Here is a 20,426-nt window from a genome sequence, read left to right as displayed (position 1 = left end):
AGGTCAGACATGATGAAAAAACTCGCGTTGGCGATGCTGCTGTGCTGCGCGGCGGCCAGCCACGCGGCGCCGGAACCGGACGCCTTCTTCCGCGCCGTTTCCGTCAACAACGACAGCGGCGTGCGCAGCATGCTGGCGGAAGGCATGAATCCGAACCAGCCGGACGCGCAGCGGGGCGACATACCGCTGGTGCTGGCCCTGCGCGATGATGCCGATAAAGTATTCAAGCTGCTGCTCGACGCCCCCGGCATCGACCTGGAAGCGCGCTCGGCCAATGGCAACACGGCGCTGATGATGGCGGCCTACAAGCACAAGCTGGAGGCCGTGAACGCCTTGCTGGCCAAGGGCGCCAAGGTCAACCAGAGCGGCTGGACGGCGCTGCACTATGCGGCCTCGGCTGGCGACTTGCCCATCATGAAAATCCTGCTCGACCGCGACGCCATGGTCGATGCGCGCGCCCCCGCGAATATCACGCCGCTGATGTTTGCCGCCCGCGAAGGCCAGGAGGGTGCCGTCAAGCTGCTGCTGTCGTGGGGCGCGGACGCCAGCCTGAAAAGCGACCATGGCTGGACGGCCGTGCAGTTCGCCCAGGCGGGCGACAAGCCCGGCGTGGTCGCCATCATCGAAGCGGCACAGAAGGCGCGCGCGGCACGTAAATAAGTACATGCAATAAGTACGTGCAATAAATACATGTAAATAATGTTTTAATTTCAATACTTTCCATGCCAGCGCTGAAACTGGCATGGAATTGCCTCTCACCTCAGCCCTTTGTTCTCCCTGCCGATTAACGATAATGATTATGTCGCATTAATCAGGAGATACCTCGCATGGGTCATCACATCACCGTCAGGCGCCGGCTGTATTGTCGCCGCCCCTCGCGCAGCCCGTGCGATATCACTGCTTTCTGGAATGACAAAACCGATCGGCCATCGGAGCCAGGCTCCAAGAGGACAGACATGCTGAATGAACGAGAAATCGAGAGTTGTTACCTGGGGCAATTTATCCCCGTCCATTACCACCACAATATGTTGATGGACCAGAACCGCATGCACGGGTTCAAGTCGGCGATCGATTACGCGGTAAAACCCGGCATGAAGGTGCTGGAACTGGGCGGCGGCACGGGCGTGCTGTCGTGGTTTGCGGCCGCGCGCGCCGACAAGGTGTGGTGCGTGGAATTCAATCCGGACATGGTCAAGGAAGCGCGCAAGATGCTGGCGCTCAACCCCAACGGTGAAAAAGTCGAAGTCGTCCACGCGGACGCCTTTGAATACCTGCCGCCGGAGCCCGTCGATGTGGTCATTTGCGAAATGATCCATGTCGGCATGCTGCGCGAAAAACAGGTGGAAGTGATCGAATCGTTCAAGCGCCGCTACCTGGCCCGCTTTGGCGGTCCGCTGCCCATCTTCCTGCCCGAGGCCGTCATCATGGCCGTGCAGCCGATGCAGCAGGAATACGATTTCGAGGGTTTTTATGCGCCCATCGTGCAATTCCAGGAAACTACGGCCATCCATCCTGGGGTGCAGGAACTGGCGCCGCCGTCCGTGTACAGCATCATCGACTTCAGCCAGCCGACGGACAGCGTGTTCGGCTTCGACGGCAAGTTTGTCGTCGAGCGCAGCGGCACCTTGAACGCCTTGCGTTTCGTCACCAAGAACATCCTGGCCGTCGTGCCCGAGCGTTCGACCACCATCGACTGGCTGAACCACTACATGTGCTTGCCGCTGGCCACGCCGGTCGCCGTGAAGGCGGGCGACGTGCTGCAGGTGAGTTTCCAGTACCGCGCGGGCGGTTCGATTCCCTCGCTGGAAGCGTCGATCCGCGCGCAGGTGATCTACGATGTCAACTTGCAACCGGTAGTACAAAACGCCGTCTACGCATAGGATCGTTAATTTCAAGGCAACGCCGCAGCGATTTCATCCTGCGGCGTTTGTCCATTCAGGGTATATTCCGTCTTTTACCCACTGGACAGCTTTACTATCATGGAACAGATCGATCAGCGTTACCTCGTGCAACAGAACAAAATCAGCGATGGCGAGACCAGGCCGCCCGTGTTTGCCAAGGTAATGCGCAGCAAGGAAGGCGTGTTTGAAGGCGTGTCCTTCATCAAGTCGAAGGACAAGGCCACCATCATGACCATCGAAGATGCCAACCAGGCCATCAAATGGGCCACCAGCAAGAAGCCGAATGCGCATGAATACGTCACGAAAGTGATTTGCGTCGGTCAATAAGCCCCGTTCATTCCCGTTTTCGTACCGTTCATCCCCGCAGCGCGCAGTTCATCGCATGGCCGTTGCCGCCGCGGCGGCGCTTTACTATAGTGCTGTCACGGTAGCGGGGCAAGCACGGCTTGCTCCGCACATTTCATTTGAGGGGGAACGCAATGCTGGGATTCGTGCTGTGGCTGCTGCTCTTGCTGGTGTGCTGGCCCCTGGCCTTGCTGGCCCTCGTGCTGTATCCGCTGGCCTGGCTGCTGTTGCTGCCATTCCGCTTGATCGGCATCGGTGTGGAAGGCGTGTTCGAATTGCTGCGCGCCATCGTCATGCTGCCGGCCCGCGTGCTGGGCGGCGGGCGGCACTGAACTGGTTTTCCCATAAAAAAATGGCGCCCTCGGCGCCATTTTTGTTTGCCGTGCCGCTTACAGGTCGACCATGAAGCCGGCGCCGATCGATTTCTGCGAATAGTTGTAGTCGATCAAGCTCTGGCCATAGCCGGAAAACAGCTGCAGATAGCCTTTCAGGTTGGCTTTCAATGGGAAAGCCCAGCTGGCCTGCATGGAGCCATGCTTCTTGCTGAAATTGCGGCGTGCCGTCACGGCGTACTCGTGCCCCTTGTTGCGGTAGCTCACGCGCAAGTCGCCATGTCCCAAATAATCGGTGATGTCGATATTGTCATTGTCGACCGCGCTATTGTCGAGGCGGTGCCAGACGCGCGCGGCGACGGCCAGGTTATCCTTCTCCATGCCCAGCTCGGCATACACGCGGTTCCAGCTGCGCGACAGGGTCGACGTCTGGCCGTTGGACTGGTGCACGAGGCCGAAGTTCAGGTAATTGAATTCGATGCCCGCGAAATTCTTGTTGATTGGCATGACCAGCATCAGTTCCGGCTGGTAATTGGTCTCGCGGAAGGGGCTCGACGCCTTGCGGTTATACGCTTGCCAGAAACTTTGCTGCGTGTAGCCGAACCACATGTCGATGGGCGTGCCGGCGATGTCTTCCAGCAGCTTCATCTTGAAGCTCAGCTGGAAAGTCAGTTCCACGTGCTGGCTCTTGATGCCGCCCGGCGTGAAATCCTGGAACGGTTCATCGTTCGAGGCGTCGCTGTAGTTGGCCAGCAGCAAATAAGTGTCGCGGTGCGGGCGGAAGTTGAACAGGCCGCGCTTCGAGGCATCGTTCAGTTCCCACGATTGCTGGGTGCGCGAAATTGGCGCCTCCGGCGGCGCCGCGCCAGCCTGCGCGATGGCGGGAATGGCGGCGTTGACGGCGTCCGGCGTGGCCACGCCAGGCGGGCTGACAAACGTGAGGGGGGCGACCTCGGCGGCTGCCGCCAGGGTGACGGCCGCCGTGGCAGGGTCGCCGCCGGCGGCGATGGTGGCCTTTTCCGCCGCCTTGGCCAGGGTGTCGAAGCAACCGAGGCGGGCGCTGGCGTCACCGAGCACGGCGCAACGCTGCATTTGCTGTTCCAGTTCGCCGGCCATGGCCAGCGCCGGGGACGCCAGCAGGGAAGAGAGAATTATTTTTCTTAGTCGGATAGTCATAGGCTGAGTGGGGCATGTCGTTCGGTGCGCACCTGGGCTGCATGCCGGCGGCGTCGCCTTACACGATAAATCACCGTGCGTTTTGATTTTGATTAATCTTTGTTGGATTAATAAAGTTGAAAGTATAGCGGATTACCTTGTTTATCCCGTGCGGCTACCGTGCGCGCGGCCGACAGTGTTGTGCGCTTGGTAAACGGCCCTCCGCCGTGCCGCCCAAATCGATGTCTGCTACACTGGAAAACCGGTGCTGACACTGGCGCGCCGGGCTAGCCATGGAGATTGTGATGACCCGCAAAACACCTATCGAGCGCTACCGCAACATCGGCATCAGCGCCCATATCGACGCCGGCAAGACCACCACCACCGAGCGCATCCTGTTTTATACGGGGGTGAATCACAAGATAGGCGAGGTGCACAATGGCGCCGCCACCATGGACTGGATGGAGCAGGAGCAGGAACGGGGCATCACCATCACCTCGGCCGCCACCACGGCCTTCTGGAAAGGCATGGCCGGCAACTTCCCCGAACACCGCATCAACATCATCGATACGCCCGGCCACGTGGATTTCACGATTGAAGTCGAACGCTCGATGCGCGTGCTCGACGGCGCCGTGATGGTCTACGATGCCGTCGGCGGCGTGCAGCCGCAATCGGAAACCGTCTGGCGGCAAGCCAACAAATACCACGTGCCGCGCATCGCCTTCATCAACAAGATGGACCGGGTGGGGGCGGATTTCTTGCGCGTGCGCAAGCAGATCGCCGAGCGCCTGAAGGGCGTGGCCGTGCCCATCCAGCTGCCCATCGGCGCGGAAGAGCATTTTACGGGCGTCATCGACCTGCTGAAAATGCGCGCCATCACCTGGGACGACGCCAGCCAGGGCGTGCAGTTCAGCTATGGCGACATCCCTGCCGAGCTGCTGGCGCAGGCGCAGGAGTGGCACGAGCACCTGGTCGAACACGCGGCCGAGGCCACCACGGAGATGACGGAACGCTACCTGAATGGCGACACGTTCACGGAAGCGGAACTCAAGCAAGCCTTGCGCGCGCGCACCATCCGCAATGAAATCGTGCCCATGCTGTGCGGCAGCGCTTTTAAAAACAAGGGCGTGCAGGCGATGCTGGACGCCGTCATCGAATACCTGCCGTCGCCGATGGAAGTGCCGCCCATCATGGGCCACGACGAGCACGACAAGGAAGTGGAGCGCCACCCGGCCGACGACGAGCATTTTTCGGCTCTGGCCTTCAAGATCATGACGGACCCGTTCGTGGGGCAGCTGACCTTCTTCCGCGTGTATTCGGGCGTGGTGAACTCGGGCGACATGGTCTACAACCCCACCAAGAGCGCGCGCGAGCGGCTGGGGCGCATTTTGCAGATGCATGCGAACGAGCGCAAGGAAATCAAGGAAGTGTATGCGGGCGACATCGCCGCCGCCGTGGGCCTGAAAGCCGTCACCACGGGCGACACCCTGTGCGCCATCGATCACATCATCGTGCTGGAAAAGATGATCTTCCCGGAACCCGTGATTTCCCAGGCGGTCGAACCCAAGACCAAGCCGGACCAGGAAAAGATGGGCATCGCCCTGAACCGCCTGGCGCAGGAAGACCCGTCGTTCAGGGTACATACGGACGAGGAGTCGGGCCAGACCATCATGTCGGGCATGGGCGAGCTGCACCTGGAAATTCTGGTCGACCGCATGCGGCGCGAATTCGGCGTGGAAGCCAATGTCGGCAAGCCGCAGGTGGCGTACCGGGAAACCATCACGCGCGCGGTGGAAGATGTGGAGGGCAAGTTCGTCAAGCAGTCGGGCGGACGGGGCCAGTACGGCCACGTGGTGCTGAAGCTCGAACCGCTGGAACCGGGCACGGGTTACCAGTTCGTCGACGCCATCAAGGGCGGCGTGGTGCCGCGCGAATTCATCCCCGCCGTCGACAAGGGCATCATCGAAACCCTGAAGGCGGGCGTGCTGGCCGGCTATCCGGTCGTCGACGTGAAGGCCACCTTGACCTTCGGTTCCTACCACGACGTCGATTCGAACGAAAACGCGTTTCGCATGGCCGGCTCCATCGCCTTCAAGGATGGCATGCGCAAAGCCCACCCTGTGCTGCTGGAACCGATGATGCAGGTGGAGGCGGAAACGCCGGAAGAGTTCATGGGCAACGTCATGGGCGATTTGACGGCCCGGCGCGGCATGGTGCAGGGCGTGGACGACATCCCGGGCGGCGCGGGACGCATCGTCAAGGCCCTGGTGCCGCTGGCGGAAATGTTCGGCTACTCGACAACCTTGCGTTCGCTGACCCAGGGCCGCGCCACCTACACGATGGAATTCAAGCATTATGCGGCCGTGCCCAAGCATATACTGGACCAGGTGGCGGCGGCGGGGAAGGCGAAGTAACGTAGCGGGTGCTCGATAGGGGCGTGTCTGCTGATGAGGCAAAGTAAGGCTGGGGTCAGACCCGTCGGGTCTGACCCCGGATGTCGCTTGAGTTCAACGGACGGTTTAATGGGCAAGGTTTTGCGCAATAATCGCATCGGCCATCTTCTCCGCCTCATCCACGGGCTGGCTCAGCGCCTGGGTCGTGTAGACCGTGCTGGCCGCCAACGGCTGGTCCAGGGTTGCCCCTTCGCCATGGCTGGTATCGACCGTCACCGTGGTCGACAGGCCGATGCGCAGCGGGTGGGCGGCCAGTTCTTTCGGGTCGAGCGTGATGCGCACGGGCACGCGCTGCACCACCTTGATCCAGTTGCCCGTGGCGTTTTGCGCCGGCAACAGCGAAAACGCGCTGCCTGTGCCGGCCGACATGCCCAGCACCTTGCCGTGGTAGACCACCTTGCTGCCATACAAGTCCGTTTCAATCGTGGCCGCCTGACCCACGCGAATATTGCGCAATTCGGACTCCTTGAAGTTCGCATCGACCCATAATTGATCGAGCGGCACGATGGACATCAGCGGCGCGCCCGGCGTCACGTGCGAGCCCAGCTGCACGTTGCGCTTGGCGACATAGCCCGAGACGGGCGCGACCACGGCGTTGCGGCGCACGGCCAGCCACGCCTGCAGCACGTCGCCCTTGGCCGACAGCACGGCTGGATGGCTGGCCAGGTTCACGCCCGCCACGCCCGATTTGGCCGACTCGGCCTGGCGCTGCGCCACCGTCAGGGCCGCTTTCGCATTGTCGACGGCCTGTTTCGCATGGGCAAGGTCTTCGCCCGAGATCGTCTGGTCCGCCGCCAGCGGCGCGCGGCGAGAAAGGTTGCCCTGCGCCGTGGCCAGGGCCAGGCGGCGCTGCTCGATGACGGCGTCGTACTGCGCCACGCTGGCATAGCGTTCGCGCTCCTGGCGCACGACGTTGCCCAGCCGTGCCTGCGCCTGGCTCAGGGCCAGCTCCGCATCGATGGCGTTCAGCGTGATCAGCGGGGCGCCCGCTTTCACCATCTGCGTTTCGTCGGCGCGGATGGCGTCGACATTGCCCGTCACTTGCGCGGAAAGGGTGACCAGGTTGCCGCCCACGTAGGCATTGTCCGTGACTTCTTCCCTGGACAGCACCAGCTGATAGTAGGCGGCCCAGGCCGCGCCAGCCACGAGGAAGGCGGCCGTGATGGTGATCAGGACGGCCTTGCGCTTGCCCGGGTTGTCGGTGGGTGCGGAGGTGGAGGTGGTATCGCTGCTCATGGTGTGTTCCGTAATCGATGGTTATTGTTTGGTGGTGACGGTGGTGACGGTGTTGGCGCTGGCGGCAAAATCGCTGCTGCCCCGGTAGCCGCCGCCCAGTGCCACGGTCAGGCTGATTTCCGCGTCCTGGCGCTGGTTTTGCAGCTGCATGCCCAGGTCCACCTGGCCGCGCACGGTCATTTCCGCATTCAGCTGGGTGGCGCGGTCGGCCAGACCTTGCTTGAGCCGCGCATTCGCGTTGCGCAGCTGCGCTTCGCTGGCGCGCAGGTTTTCCTGCTGCAGCCGCAGCTGGTTTTCCACGCCCTGCACCCTGGCGCCCGCCTGCGCCACGTCGCGCACGACATGGAAGACATTCTGGTTGTAGTCGGCGATCAGCTCGTTGCGTTCGCTGCGCGCGCCAGCCAGCTGCGCCTGCAGGCGGCCGCTGTCGAACAGGGGCAGCGACAGGGCCGGGCCGATGAACAGGGTGCGGCTGCCCGATTGCAGCAGCTTGCCCAGTTTTATCGCATCGAGGCCGAACGAGGCGCCCAGGTCGATATCGGGGTAGAACGATGCCTGCGCCGCCTCGATTGTGCTCATGGCTGCCTGGACTCTCCAGCGCGCCGCCTGCAAGTCGGGCCGGCGCGCCAGCAATTCCATGCCCAGCTTGCCGGGCAGGGCGTGCGGCAGCGGCTGGGCCTGTTTCGGCTGCAGGCTGGACAGGGCCGAGGCATCCGCACCCAACAGCGCGCGCAAGGCTTCCCGTTCCGTGACGACCTGCGTTTCCAGCAAGGCGATCTGCTGCTGCAGCAAGCTCAAACGCGTTTGCGCGGACAGATGGTCGTCGCTGACGCCGAGGCCGTTGGCGATGCGTTTTTCCTTGTCCAGCACCAGTTGCTGCTGCAGTTGCACCAGCGCATGCAGGTTGTCCATGCGTGCCCAGCCGTTTTGCATGCTGAAATAGTGGCGGGCGATCTCGGCCGCCAGCATCTGTTCGGCCATCGCGTACTCGGCGCGCCGCGCATTGACTTCACCGAGGCTGGCGGCGATCTGCGCCTTGTGCTTGCCCCACCAGTCCAGGTCGTAATGGGCTTGCACGCCCACCGTGACTTCGTTGTAGTAATTGCCGCCGATGGGGGCGGGCATCAGGCCATTGCCCGAATAGCGCTGGCGGCTGGCATTCGCGCCCAGATCGATCCTGGGGCCGCGCTGCGCGTGCTGTGCGTCAAACGCGGACAGGGCCGAGCCGATACGGGCATTCGCCACCGCCAGGTTCGGGCTGGCGGCCAGCGCCTGTTCGATCAATTGATTGAGCTGATCGTCCTGGAACTGGCGCCACCACTGGGCGGCGGGCCAGCCTTCGCTGGCCAGGTGGATGTCGGCCGCCAGTTGCACGGTGGCCAGGTCTTGCTGCGGCAACTGTTGCGTGTCGGGCGCCATGCTGGCGCAGCCGGCCAGCGACAAACTGAGCGCCAATATGCGCAGGGAGAGTTTCATAGGTGTGTGCATGAGGGTTATTCCATGGCCGCGTGGTCGACCACGACGGGCGCATTCTTCTTCGGTGGTTTGATCAGGAGCAAGAGCGGCAGCACGAGGATGGTCAGCCACATCATCAGCCAGAAGTCGTCGAGATAGGCGATCATCGATGCCTGCCGCGTGATTTCGCCATTCAGGGCCGCCATGCCCGTGCTCGTGCCCAGGTCGAACACCTGGGCGATGCCAGGGTCATGCAGGGCCGGGTTGGCAATATTGATGTGTTCCGTCAGGGACGCATGGGCGATCTGCGTATTGCGCACCAACAAGGTTTGCACGAGGGCGATGCCGATGCTACTGCCGATATTGCGTACCAGGCTGTAGATGGCCGTGCCTTCCGCCCGCATCTGCGGCGACAGGGTGGCGAACGTGGCCGCGCTCAGCGGTACGAAGACGAGGCCCAGGCCGATGCCCTGGATGATGCCGTTCCACACGACGGTCTTCGGCACCAGGTCCAGCGTGAAATTGGCCATTTGCCACAGCGAAAACGCGGTAATGGAAAAACCCACGCCCAGCAGGATGCGCGTATCGATCTTGCCCGTCAGCCTGCCGACGATCAGCATGGCCAGCATCGTGCCCAGGCCGCTGGGCGCCGTCACGAGGCCGGCGATGGCCGCCGGATAGTTCATCAAGCCTTGCAGCATCGACGGCGTCAGCGCGCGGGTAGCGAACAGCACCATGCCGACGATGAAGATGAACAGCAAGCCGCTCACATAGTTCGAGTTTTTCAATAGGCGGTAGTCGAGGAAGGACTTGCCGGCCGGACGCAGCGCCGTGTGGGCGATGAAATAACAGAGGCTCATGGCCAGCACGATGGCTTCGATCCACGTTTCCGTGGAAGAAAACCAATCGTTCTGCTCGCCCCGGTCCAGCAGCATCTGCAGCGCGCCGATCGACAGGCTCAAGGTGGCAAAGCCGAACATGTCAAAGTTCATGCGGCGGTTGGGCGGGTCCTTGCGGATGTAGCGCCAGATGCCGTAGAAGGCCATGGCGCCGATGGGGATGTTGATGAAGAAGACCCAGCGCCAGCTGTAGCTGTCCGTCAGCCAGCCGCCCAGGGTCGGTCCCAGGATGGGGCCGATCATCACGCCCATGCCCCAGATGGCCATGGCCGAACCGTGCTTTTCGCGCGGATTGATATCGAGCAAGACCGCCTGCGACAGCGGCACCAGCGCCGCGCCGAACACGCCCTGCAGCAGACGCGCGGCGACGATCTCGGACAGGGTGCCGGACAAGCCGCACAACACGGAGGCGAGCGTAAAACCGGCCACGGAGACAAGAAAGGTGTTTTTCTGGCCGAAACGGTCGCACAGCCAGCCCGTCAGGGGCGTGGCGATGGCGGCGGCAACGATGAACGAGGTCAGTACCCAGGTGATCTGGTCTTGCGAGGCGGACAGGCTGCCCTGCATGTGGGGCAGGGCGACGTTGGCGATGGTGCCGTCGAGCGCCTGGATGATGGTGGCGAGCATGATCGAAATCGTGATCATGCGCCGGTTCAGGCTGGGGTCTTGCGAGGCTGGAAGGGCCGCTGTCGTCACGGAAGTCACGCAAACTTCTCCGTCGCAGCCTGCAGGCCTTCGAGCAGTTCGGTGGCGGCACGCAGTTGATCGGGGTCAATGCCCTGCAGCAGCTCCTTGCGGAAGCCGTCCGCTTCCTTGCGCACGGTGTCATACACCTGCAGGCCCGCCTCGGTCAGCACCACCAGCTTGACGCGGCGGTCCGTTTCCGACGGCTGGCGCTGCACGAAGCCCGATTTCACGAGCCGGTCCAGCATCGACACCATGGTGGGGTTTTCCACGCCCAACTGGTGCGCCAGTTCGCTTTGCGAGGGCGGCTGGGGCGACTTGGCGATCATGGCGATGCACATCCAGCTTGCTTGCCCCAGGTCCAGGTCTTTCAGGCGCCGGTCGATGGCATGGCGCCAGCCGCGTGCCGTCTTGTGGAGGGCGGCGGAAAAGCGCTCTTCGATAGAAGTCATAAAGTGAGTCGTCTAATGGTTAGGTGTCTAACTAATATTTTAGCATGCCTCTTTGGCAGGCGTACAGGCCTTCCCGTTTGTCTACGCCGCTGTTACATTAGTGCCAGTCCATCACCCTCAGGAGACCGCAATGAGCACCGCAGAACAGAAGCAGGAAGGACAGCACCGCGACAGCAGCGACTTTGTCATCACGCAAACTTTCGACGCGCCGCGCGAGCTGGTGTTCCAGTCGTGGGTGGAGCCGGAACGCCTGGCCCAATGGTGGGGCCCCGTCGGCTTCGAATTGAGCGTGCTGGCGCTGGATCTCAAACCGGGCGGAGTCTTCCACTACGGCATGCGTGCCGACAATGGCTATGAGATGTGGGGCAAGTTCACTTACCAGGCGATCGAAGCGCCGGAAAAGATCGTGTCCATCCTGTCGTTTGCCGACAAGCAGGGCAATGCCGTGCAGCACCCGGTCAGCGCCACCTGGCCACTGGAGTCGTTCAATACCATGACCCTCACCGAGGAAAACGGCAAGACGACGATGACTTTGCGGTCGACGCCGCATAAGGCGACGGATGAGCAGCATCGGACTTTCCTGGAAGGGCATGAGTCGATGACGCAGGGGTTTAAGGCTACCTTCGCCCAACTGGCACAGTACCTTGCGCGTGTTCAGTGAGCGTATTGTTTTGAACGGCGGGCCAGAGCCGCGGACCTGAGAAAATGGCCATGGCTGCGTTGCTTGGGCTCGCCGTACATGCGTACTGTCTTCGCCCGCGCGCCTTGCCCTGGCCATTTTTCAGGCCCGCTGGGCCCGGGGAGCCTGTTTTGGAGGCGAGGACCTGTTCTTGCTGTCGTTGGCAGTTTGCGGTTGAGGAAGGTCTGCGTCCGCCTGCGGATTCAATCGGTCAACGCAATATTCTAACCTAAACGCCCAGGTTACAACAGAACGCCCACATCGAGCGCTATAACTGAACAGTGCGCTACGACTGGCTGGCCCATCATTTGTTTGAAATCCTCGATGAGATTCAGAATTTTGCAACTCGCTGGCTGCGGACTTATGATCACGACCGGCCCAATATGACACTTAGTGGTATCACCTCGAAACAGAAACTCGCCTTGGCCGCTTAACCTCTACTTTTAGCGCGCTCTAAAAAATTGGGGATTATCTTTGGTGAGGGAATTACCTAGCAGATCATTGTCAACTTGAATTTATCGCTCCTTGTATCACTGCGTAATGGCCAGCGGTGCAAGGAGAGGGTGGATGGATGTTACGTGTTTCCAGTGTCTTGCACTATTGAGAGAAGCATAGGCACACCCGAACCATTTGCATCCATGACATGTTTATCATGATTTCTAAAGTCATTGAAATAGTCGATTATCTCATCTAAATTTGGGCTATTTCTAAGTTTACCTTTTATCGCGCCTCCCCCCATCCGCAAGACATCGTTGACGATAGAGGACCATCCACCGTCGCATCTGTCAGCATAATCATAAGTTTTTCCAGCTGAAAACGTTAACAACCTGTACAGAAAAAAGCTAAATTTGTGTTTGTGATCAACGCTCCAAGGACTCAACCTAACGTTTGGTTTGTTGTTCAGAAGTAAAAGATATTGAAATGCGCTACTCCTTTGTTCTTCCCATGAAGGCATTGTCCGGAGATCTGTGCCTAAAGAAGTATTTTCCCAAAATGAAGACGCATCATAAGAAAATTTATCGTCTAAGTCGTAAAGCCATCGCTGAGTCGCATTATCAATAGTTTCGGTTTTTTTTGCTTGGAAGAAGCTGGCTTGAGAAGTGATTACATTCTTTTTGCTGTCAACGAATACGTGTAAGCACAGCAAGTCTGCCAGTTCGCACTTCTCTGTTGGATTTGTCCCCTTCTGTTTAGCGCTATTCCCTAGAGTGCGTACTATATACGGCCGTTGATGCGTATATACGCCACCAAATTTCACGACAAACCTAGATTGCGAATCATTGATTAATTTAGCTAAATTTATATTTAAATAGTCGACTCCCTTACCCTTATCCATCACAAAGCTTTTAATGATCTTTGGTTCGGAAAGTGAGAAATCACAAGCGCCCCACGCACTGTCAATGTGATTTATTATTTGATTTTTATGCGTTGCTATAATTTCAATTGCTTCCGATATTTTGTGATGTTTATTCATGGTGAGTCAAACTGAGAAATATAATGGATGTGTATACACTATTCTATAAGGTTGCTCTTGGCTAATAGCGGCGCTAAGCATAACGGATTGCCAAGCAATAAAACTCACACATTGTCACCCCGTAATGAACGATAGTTTCTGGCCGACTGCTGCCATCATCCTCAGACTTTAACTTATTCGCCAGCCCTGCCATATGGCTTGAGGCGGAGGCTGGCTCGTTTACTACACCTTTCCACCCGCCATCCCCAACATCCCCCGCACCACCGGAAAAATCATCCCCCAGGCATTCGACGTCGCCGCAATCTCGTCATAATGGCTGGCGCCGGGCAAGATCAGCACCTCCGCATGGTCGCCGGCCAGCTTGGCCTTGGCCGCATAGTCGTGCGCGACGCGGGGTGGGGAGATGGTGTCGAGCTCGCCTGTGATCAGGACGGTGCGGCTGCCGTTGGGGATCAGGTCGGCGGCGTTGGTGTCGCTGTAGATGTCGGGGCGCTCGGTGCTGGCGCTGCCTGCCAGTTGCGCGATGTCGCGCTCGCAGCTGGTCTTGATCAATTCCTTTTCATGGCGCAGGTCGGCCAGGCCGCCCAGGCTCAGGATATTTTTTACTGGCAAGTACTTGTCGCGGTACAGGGGGCTGGTCTTTGGCAGCTTTTCCCTGCCGGCGATCCATTGCACCAGCTGGCCGCCGGCCGAGTGGCCCATGGCGAGGATGCGGCTCGTGTCGAGCTGGTACTGGGGTGCGTGCTGCTGCAGGCTGTCCAGCGCCGCGTGCATGTCTTCGTAGGTGCCCGGATAGCCGCCGCCCGGCTCGTCGACCCGGCGGTACTCGACATTCCACACGGCGATGCCTTGCGCGACGAGGGCGCCGGCGACGTTGCGCATCTGCTTGATGCCGCCGAAGGCCACCGTCCAGCAGCCGCCATGCACGAGCACGACGACGGGGAACGGTCCGCTGCCGTCGGGCCGGAACAGCTGCGCGTATTGCGACGGCGCGGGGCCATAGGCGATCTGCGCCGTGGGCGGAGGGCCGTTCAGGGCCAGGTAATCGTCCAGGCTCATGGGGACGGCGACGGCGCCGTGGGCGGAGGCGAGCAGGGCGGTGGCGATCAGGGAGGATGGCAAGGAGGTAGGCATGCTGGAATTCGCTTGAGAAGAGAGCAACACTTTAGCATAGGCCCGCGTGGGCGCAGAGATCAAGCGCTGAGCTGTTTTCCTCCTGCAAGAGGGGTGCCCCATGGTATATTTCGGGCATCAGTTTTCCCCTTATCGACACGGTGCACGCAAACAACATTCTTTCCTTGCTGGACGCCGAGCATACTGCGCTGGGCAGCATCGCGGCCGGCGCCGACCTGGCTCATGCATTGGAGCATTTGTTGCTGGCGCTGCAAGACCTGGCCGAGGGCGGCGCGCATGCCTGCCTCTTGCTCATCGACGAAGCCGACCGCTTTTGCGGCCTGTCCGCGCCCAGCCTGCCGCAAGACCTGTGCCTGGCCCTGCGCCACGGCGGCGACCAGCCATCCCCGTTGGGTACGGCGGCCTTTTCCGGCGCGCCCGTGTATTGCGGCGACATCACGCGTGACGTGAATTGGAGCGCGGGGCGCAAGGAAGCCATGCTGCACGGCTATCGCGCCTGCTGGGTCGCCCCCGTCTTCGGCGCCAAGGGGCATATCCTGGGCGTGCTGGGCCTGTTTTTCCAGGCGCCATGCCATCCCACGCAACCCGAGACCGAATTGCTGGCGCTGGCCGCTCGCGTGGCCGCGCATGTCATCGAGCGGGGCCAGCTGGAACAGGCGCTGCACGACAGCCGCGAACATTTTCATTACGCCATAGAACTGAACACGCAAGTGCTGTGGACGGCCGACGTCGACGGCAAGCTCGATTATGTGGCGCAGCGCTGGCGCGAATGGACGGGCGGCAGCGGCCTGGGCACCAGCTGGCTGGACGCCATCCACCCCGAGGACGTGCCCCATTCCCTGGCGGCCTGGAGCGAAGCGGTGGGCAGCGGCCAGCCGCTGGACCAGGAAATGCGCGTGCGCCGGCAGGACGGCCGCTACCGCTGGGTGCATTCGCGCGCCTACTGCCGGCTCGACGAGCGGGGCCAGCCCGTGAAATGGTATGGCTCCTGCGAGGATATCGACGAACACTGGCAGGCGCGCAATGCCTTGCTCGACAGCGAAGCGCAGTTCCGTTCGCTGGCCTCGACCATGCCCAACCAGGCCTGGCTGGCGCATGGCAGCGGCGCCACCTACTGGGTCAACCAACAGGTGTGCGAATACACGGGGCAATCGATGAAGTCGCTCGTGTCCACCGGTTTTCGCCAGTGCGTGCATCCGGACGATGTGCAGGCCACGCAAAAAAGCTGGGAGCGGGCCGTCGCCACCGCCAGCGCCTACGAACACGAATTCCGCATGCGCCGCGCCAGCGACGGCGCCTACCGCTGGTTCCTGGCGCGCGCCTTGCCCCTGTTCGACGAGGCGGGCACGGTGCTGCGCTGGGTGGGCACGAATACGGACGTGCAGGAACAGAAGAACGTGCTGGAAAAAATGGCCTACCTGAATTCCTCGCTGGAAGTGGAAATGGCCAACCGCACGGCCGACCGCGACCGCATGTGGCGGCTGTCGACCGACATCATGCTGGTGGCGGACCTGGCCGGCATGATCATCGCCGTCAATCCCGCCTGGAGCAAGATTCTCGACCGGCCTGAAATCGAGTCGCTGGGCATGGATTTCATCAGCCTCGTGCATCCGGACGACCGCATGGCGGCCTTGAAGGACTTGTCGCGCCTGGCCCACGGCGCGCCCACCTTGCGCATGGAAAACCGTTACCGCCGCCGCGATGGCGGCTACCGCTGGATTTCCTGGACGGCCGTGCCGGCGCAAAAGCTGATCCACGCCATCGGCCGCGACGTCACGGACGAGAAGGAGGCGCGGCTGGCACTGGTGCGCAGCGAGCAAGCTTTATTGCAGGCACAGAAGCTCGAATCGATCGGCAAGTTGACGGGCGGCGTGGCCCACGATTTTAATAACGTGCTGCAAATTATCTCGGGCAATTTGCAGTTGCTGAAACTGACGGTGGCCGACAATCCGCAGGCGGCCAGGCGCCTCGCTTCGGCGGCCTCGGCAGTCGAACGGGGCGCCAAGCTGTCGTCGCAACTGCTGGCCTTTGCGCGGCGTCAACCGTTGCGGCCGCTGGTGACGGACCTGGGACGCTTGCTGCGCCGCATGCATGAGCTGATCCGCCGCGCCCTGGGCGAAGCGATTGCCGAGGAAACCTTCATCAGCGAAGGCTTGTGGCATACCCTGGTCGACCCGAACCAGATGGAAAACGTGCTGCTGAACATGGCCATCAACGCGCGCGATGCGATGGACAAGGGCGGCCGCCTCACTTTTACCTTGAGCAATGTCACGCTCGATGCGGACTACGCCAGCCGGCATGCGGACGTGCTGGAAGGGCAATACGTGCTGCTGACCATCACCGACACGGGCCACGGCATGGCGCGCGACGTGATCGACCAGATTTTCGAGCCCTTCTTCACCACCAAGCGCGAAGGCGAGGGCACGGGCCTGGGCTTGTCCATGGCCTACGGCTTCATCCGCCAGAGCGCGGGCCACATCAAGGTGCACAGCGCGCCGGGCGCCGGCACGACGTTCAAGATTTATCTGCCCCGTTCGCTGGAAAAGCTGGCCGAGCCGCCGCCGGGCCTGACGGGCCCCGTGCTGGGCGGCAGCGAGACTATCCTCGTGGTGGAAGACGATGCGCCAGTGCAACATACGGTGGTCGACATGCTGCGCGGCCTCGGTTACGACGTGCTGCATGCGGATGACGGCGCCTCGGCCCTGGCCCTGCTGGGCACGGGCGTGGCCATCGACCTGCTGTTTACGGACGTCGTCATGCCGGGGCCCGTCAGCAGCAAGGAACTGGCGCAGCAGGCCAGGCTGCTGCTGCCGGAACTGGCCGTCTTGTTTACCTCGGGCTATACGCACAACGCCATCATGCAGGGCGGGCGGCTGGATCCGGGCGTTGAATTATTGAGCAAACCCTATCAGCGCGAAGACCTGGCGCGGCGCATCCGCCATGTGCTGGCCGACCGCCGCCTGGTGGGCGCGCCCGACCCGTCCGGGCGGCGCATCCTGCTGGTGGAAGACAATGACGATGCGCGCGAAATGACGACGGAAATGCTCAATATGCTGGGCCACACCGTGCACGGCGTGGCCAGCGCCGAGGAAGCCTTGCCCCTGCTGGCCATGCCTGGGCTGGACGTGCTGGTGACGGACATCAGCCTGCCCACCATGTCCGGCCTGGAACTGGCGCGGCATGCGCGCGCGCACTGGCCGCAGCTGGACGTCGTATTTGCTTCCGGGCATGATTGGGGCGCCAGCCTGATGCAGGACGCCAGCGCGCGTTTCCTGCGCAAGCCGTTTGGCCTGGAAGAGCTGGCCGGCGCACTGAAGGCGCGCCGGCTCGACGTTTACTAAGCCGGCGGCAGCAAGGCTTGCTGCAACTGCTCGACGGTAAATGGTTTCACCAGGAAGCGCGCTTGCGGGTCCAGCACGCCGGAATTGGCCGGCGCGTGGCCCGTGGAAAACACCACTTCCAGCCGCGGATGGTCGCGCGCCGCCAGTTCGGCCAGCTCGGCGCCCGACATGCGCGGCAGGCTGATATCGGTCAGCAGCAGGTCCAGCCCCGGCGTGGCCAGCAGGGGCAAGGCTTCCTCGGCCGTGCCCACGGCCAGCACCGTATGTCCCAGCATGGCCAGCAGGTCGCCCGTCATGGCGCGCGCGTCCGCATTGTCTTCCACCAGGAGGATGTGACGCATACCCGGCGGCGCTGTTGCCGGCTGCGGCGCCAGTTGCGCGCGGTACTGGTGCAGGGCTGTCACGTGCTGGCGGTTGGCCAGCAGGTGGCGGATGCGCCGCGCCAGGTCTTCGCGCCGGTATGGCTTGCTCAACAATTCCACGCCCGGTTCCAGCCGCCCGCCCTGCATGATGGCGTCCTGCGTGTAGCCCGAGGTAAACAGCACGGCCAGCTGCGGCAGCAGCACGCGGGCCTGGCGCGCCAGCGCCGTGCTGGCGACCTTGCCTGGCATCACCACGTCCGTAAACAGCAGGTCGATGGGCACGCCGCTGCCGATGATGGCCAGCGCGCTTTCGCCATCGCTGGCGCGCAGCACGGCATAGCCGAGGCCGCGCAACATGTCCACCACCGTCGTCTGCACCTGCACGTCGTCTTCCACGACGAGGATGGTTTCCTTGCCGCCCAGCACGGGGCCGCCCAGTTGCAGCGGCAGCTCCGTTTCCGCTTCGAGCGAGCGCGGCAGATAGATGCGGAAGGTGCTGCCATGGCCCGGCAAACTGTCCACGGTCAGGTGGCCGCCGCTCTGGCGCAGGAAGCCGTACGCCATGGACAGGCCCAGTCCCGTGCCTTCGCCTTCTTTCTTGGTCGTGAAGAACGGTTCGAAAATCTTGTCCAGCAGTTCCGCGGGAATGCCCGTGCCCGTATCCGACACGGCCAGCTGCACGTAGTCGCCGGGCGCCACGTCCGCATGGCGCGCCGCGTAGTCGCTGCCCAGCACGCTGTTGCTGAGTTCGATGGTCAGCTGGCCCTGGCCTTCCATGGCGTCGCGCGCGTTGATGGCCAGGTTGAGGATGACGTTTTCCAGCTGGTGCGGATCGACCAGGGCGCGCCAGCAGTCGTCGGCCAGCAGCAAGCGCGTTTCGATGGTTTCACCGGTGGCGCGCCGCAGCAGCTCTTCCGTCGCGCGCAGCAGTTGCGCCAGGTCCGTCACCAGCGGTTTTAGCGGTTGACGCCGCGCAAAGGCCAGCAACTGGGCCGACAGCTTGGCGCCCCGTTCCACGGCGGCCGAGGCGCTGGCGATGCGCTTGGCGGCCAGCGGGTCGTTGTCCAGGGTCAATTGCAGCAACTGCAGATTGCCCGAGATAATTTGCAGCACGTTATTGAAGTCGTGGGCCACGCCGCCCGTCAGCTTGCCCAGCGCTTCGAGCTTTTGCGATTGCAGCAGGGCCATCTCGCTGTGGCGCAACGATTCCTGCATGCTGCGCAAGGTGCTTTCCGCTTCCTTTTCCAGGGTGACATGGCGTCCGGTGGCAAACACCAGGTCGCCTTCTGGCGCGGCTACCCACGACAGCCAGCGGTGGCCGCCATCGCGGTGCCGGTAGCGGTTTTCAAAGCTGGGCATGGCTTCTTGCGACACGTGCGCCAGCGCCTGGCGCGTGGCGGCGGCATCCTCGGGCAGCACGAAGTCGAACAGGCTGCGGCCCAGCATTTCCTCGGGCAACCATCCCAGGATGGCGCCGGCGGCCGGGTTGACGGCGGCAAAGCAGCCTTCGGCATCGATGGCCACCATCAAGTCTTGCGCGCTGCGCCACAGCCGCTCGCGCTCGCTGTTGCGCGCGGCCAGGTCCGCTTCCAGCTTCTTTTCCACGGTGATGTCGCGCGCGCTGCAATACACCTTGTCGCCTTCGGGCACGGCCACCCACGACAGCCAGTGCCAGCCGCCCAGCTTGTGGCGGTAGCGGTTTTCGAAGCGCAAGGCGGGCTGGCCCTGGTTGGCCGCATCCCAGGCCGCATGCGTGCGCGGCAAGTCTTCGGGATGGATCAGTTCCAGGAAGCGCGTCGTGCGGATTTCTTCGGCCGACCAGCCCAGGGTGGCTTGCCAGGCGGGGTTCGAATGCTCGAAATAGCCGTCCAGGTTGAGCACGCCCAGCAAATCGGGGCTGACGTTCCAGGTGCGGCCGAACTCGCGCGTGCGCTCGGCCACCTGCGTTTCCATGCTGGCACTGAGGGCGCGCAGGCGCGCTTCCGCCTGGGCCCGCAAAATGGTCGACCAGACCCGTTCCGACACTTGCACGGCCAGTTCGATCTCGTCCGCATGCCACAGGCGGGCCGCACTGCTGTGCACGACGAACAGGGCCGCCAGCCGGCCCTCCTTGGCGATGGGAATGTTCAGGAAGGCACGGATGCCCAGGCGCGCAAACGTGGCCAGCGCGGCCGGCATGGCCGTGCGCGGGTCGCTGGCCACATCGCTGACGGCCAGCGCCTGGCCGGCCGCCAGCGCATCGGCAAGGCGGGCCGCATAATCGCCGAGGAAATACTCGCCGGCGGCGCCCGGCGCCAGACCGTCGCTCCACGCATGCTGCAGGGTAGGGCACTGCAGGGTCTGGTCAATATCGAAACACGCCACTTGCTGGGCGCCCAGACGCTGGCCCAGCAGCTGGGCCGAGAGGGACAGGATCTCGCCCGTGTCTTGCAGCAGGCGCAGCCGGCGTTCCAGTTGTAGCAGGAAGGCCACGCCGCTGGCGCCGGCCTGGCTGCGGGGGGCGGATGTGCTGCTCATGGGGGCC

15 protein-coding genes and 1 pseudogene are annotated in these 20,426 nt (G+C 62.4%); 8 read left to right on the top strand and 8 right to left on the bottom strand.

What is annotated here, in order from left to right:
* Positions 1-9 precede the first annotated feature (9 nt).
* The 4 genes from BZG29_RS15835 to BZG29_RS15820 all read left to right on the top strand — a co-directional run bounded on the left by BZG29_RS15835 (position 10) and on the right by BZG29_RS15820 (position 2,578).
* Positions 10-660 carry an ankyrin repeat domain-containing protein gene (locus BZG29_RS15835; RefSeq protein ID WP_077404690.1) on the top strand — a complete coding sequence of 217 codons (651 nt, stop codon included), beginning with the start codon at positions 10-12 and terminating at the stop codon, positions 658-660.
* A 296-nt stretch (positions 661-956) separates the two neighbouring features.
* The gene (locus tag BZG29_RS15830; RefSeq protein ID WP_077404687.1) at positions 957-1,880 is read left to right on the top strand and encodes a methyltransferase domain-containing protein; all 924 of its coding nucleotides are present in this window, start codon (positions 957-959) and stop codon (positions 1,878-1,880) included.
* Between the two features lie 99 nt (positions 1,881-1,979).
* Entirely contained in the window at positions 1,980-2,228 is a 249-nt protein-coding gene (locus BZG29_RS15825) for a hypothetical protein (protein WP_077404685.1), read from the top strand.
* A 152-nt stretch (positions 2,229-2,380) separates the two neighbouring features.
* A complete protein-coding gene (locus BZG29_RS15820) occupies positions 2,381-2,578 on the top strand; it encodes a hypothetical protein (protein ID WP_070218341.1) in 198 nt (65 codons plus the stop codon).
* A gap of 57 nt (positions 2,579-2,635) precedes the next feature.
* Here BZG29_RS15820 and BZG29_RS15815 read toward each other — a convergent pair whose 3' ends face one another.
* The gene (locus BZG29_RS15815) at positions 2,636-3,694 is read right to left on the bottom strand and encodes a phospholipase A (protein ID WP_077404682.1); all 1,059 of its coding nucleotides are present in this window, start codon (positions 3,692-3,694) and stop codon (positions 2,636-2,638) included.
* 344 nt (positions 3,695-4,038) lie between these two features.
* On the opposite strand from BZG29_RS15815, the gene fusA reads away from it, so the two are divergent.
* Positions 4,039-6,147, top strand: a complete 2,109-nt coding sequence (fusA, locus tag BZG29_RS15810) for an elongation factor G (protein WP_077409131.1) — start codon at positions 4,039-4,041, stop codon at positions 6,145-6,147.
* Between the two features lie 105 nt (positions 6,148-6,252).
* Here fusA and BZG29_RS15805 read toward each other — a convergent pair whose 3' ends face one another.
* Genes BZG29_RS15805 through BZG29_RS15790 form a run of 4 tightly spaced genes read right to left on the bottom strand, consistent with a single transcriptional unit; the run spans position 6,253 to position 10,912 of the window.
* Entirely contained in the window at positions 6,253-7,422 is a 1,170-nt protein-coding gene (locus tag BZG29_RS15805; RefSeq protein WP_077404678.1) for an HlyD family efflux transporter periplasmic adaptor subunit, read from the bottom strand.
* 21 nt (positions 7,423-7,443) lie between these two features.
* The gene (locus BZG29_RS15800; protein ID WP_077404675.1) at positions 7,444-8,910 is read right to left on the bottom strand and encodes an efflux transporter outer membrane subunit; all 1,467 of its coding nucleotides are present in this window, start codon (positions 8,908-8,910) and stop codon (positions 7,444-7,446) included.
* A gap of 5 nt (positions 8,911-8,915) precedes the next feature.
* Positions 8,916-10,421 carry a DHA2 family efflux MFS transporter permease subunit gene (locus BZG29_RS15795; RefSeq protein WP_171985157.1) on the bottom strand — a complete coding sequence of 502 codons (1,506 nt, stop codon included), beginning with the start codon at positions 10,419-10,421 and terminating at the stop codon, positions 8,916-8,918.
* Between the two features lie 56 nt (positions 10,422-10,477).
* Positions 10,478-10,912 carry a MarR family transcriptional regulator gene (locus BZG29_RS15790; protein ID WP_077404669.1) on the bottom strand — a complete coding sequence of 145 codons (435 nt, stop codon included), beginning with the start codon at positions 10,910-10,912 and terminating at the stop codon, positions 10,478-10,480.
* Between the two features lie 130 nt (positions 10,913-11,042).
* On the opposite strand from BZG29_RS15790, the gene BZG29_RS15785 reads away from it, so the two are divergent.
* Entirely contained in the window at positions 11,043-11,573 is a 531-nt protein-coding gene (locus tag BZG29_RS15785; protein ID WP_077404666.1) for an SRPBCC domain-containing protein, read from the top strand.
* A 263-nt stretch (positions 11,574-11,836) separates the two neighbouring features.
* Positions 11,837-12,025 (top strand): annotated as a pseudogene (locus BZG29_RS28520) (integrase core domain-containing protein); the annotation flags it as partial.
* A gap of 140 nt (positions 12,026-12,165) precedes the next feature.
* Here BZG29_RS28520 and BZG29_RS15780 read toward each other — a convergent pair.
* A complete protein-coding gene (locus tag BZG29_RS15780) occupies positions 12,166-13,065 on the bottom strand; it encodes a hypothetical protein (RefSeq protein WP_077404663.1) in 900 nt (299 codons plus the stop codon).
* A gap of 222 nt (positions 13,066-13,287) precedes the next feature.
* Entirely contained in the window at positions 13,288-14,199 is a 912-nt protein-coding gene (locus tag BZG29_RS15775) for an alpha/beta hydrolase (protein WP_077404659.1), read from the bottom strand.
* 140 nt (positions 14,200-14,339) lie between these two features.
* On the opposite strand from BZG29_RS15775, the gene BZG29_RS15770 reads away from it, so the two are divergent.
* On the top strand, positions 14,340-17,540 hold the full coding sequence (locus BZG29_RS15770; RefSeq protein WP_253192598.1) for a PAS domain-containing protein: 3,201 nt from the start codon (positions 14,340-14,342) through the stop codon (positions 17,538-17,540).
* Here BZG29_RS15770 and BZG29_RS15765 read toward each other — a convergent pair.
* Positions 17,537-20,419, bottom strand: a complete 2,883-nt coding sequence (locus BZG29_RS15765) for a PAS domain-containing protein (protein ID WP_171985029.1) — start codon at positions 20,417-20,419, stop codon at positions 17,537-17,539. The two genes, BZG29_RS15770 and BZG29_RS15765, sit on opposite strands and share 4 nt — an antisense overlap.
* Positions 20,420-20,426 lie beyond the last annotated feature (7 nt).

This window comes from Janthinobacterium sp. LM6 (assembly GCF_002002885.1).
Taxonomy (GTDB): Bacteria; Pseudomonadota; Gammaproteobacteria; order Burkholderiales; family Burkholderiaceae_D; genus Janthinobacterium; species Janthinobacterium kumbetense.
Note: the sequence above shows the minus strand (reverse complement) of the source record. Positions and strands in the feature narration are given on the sequence as shown.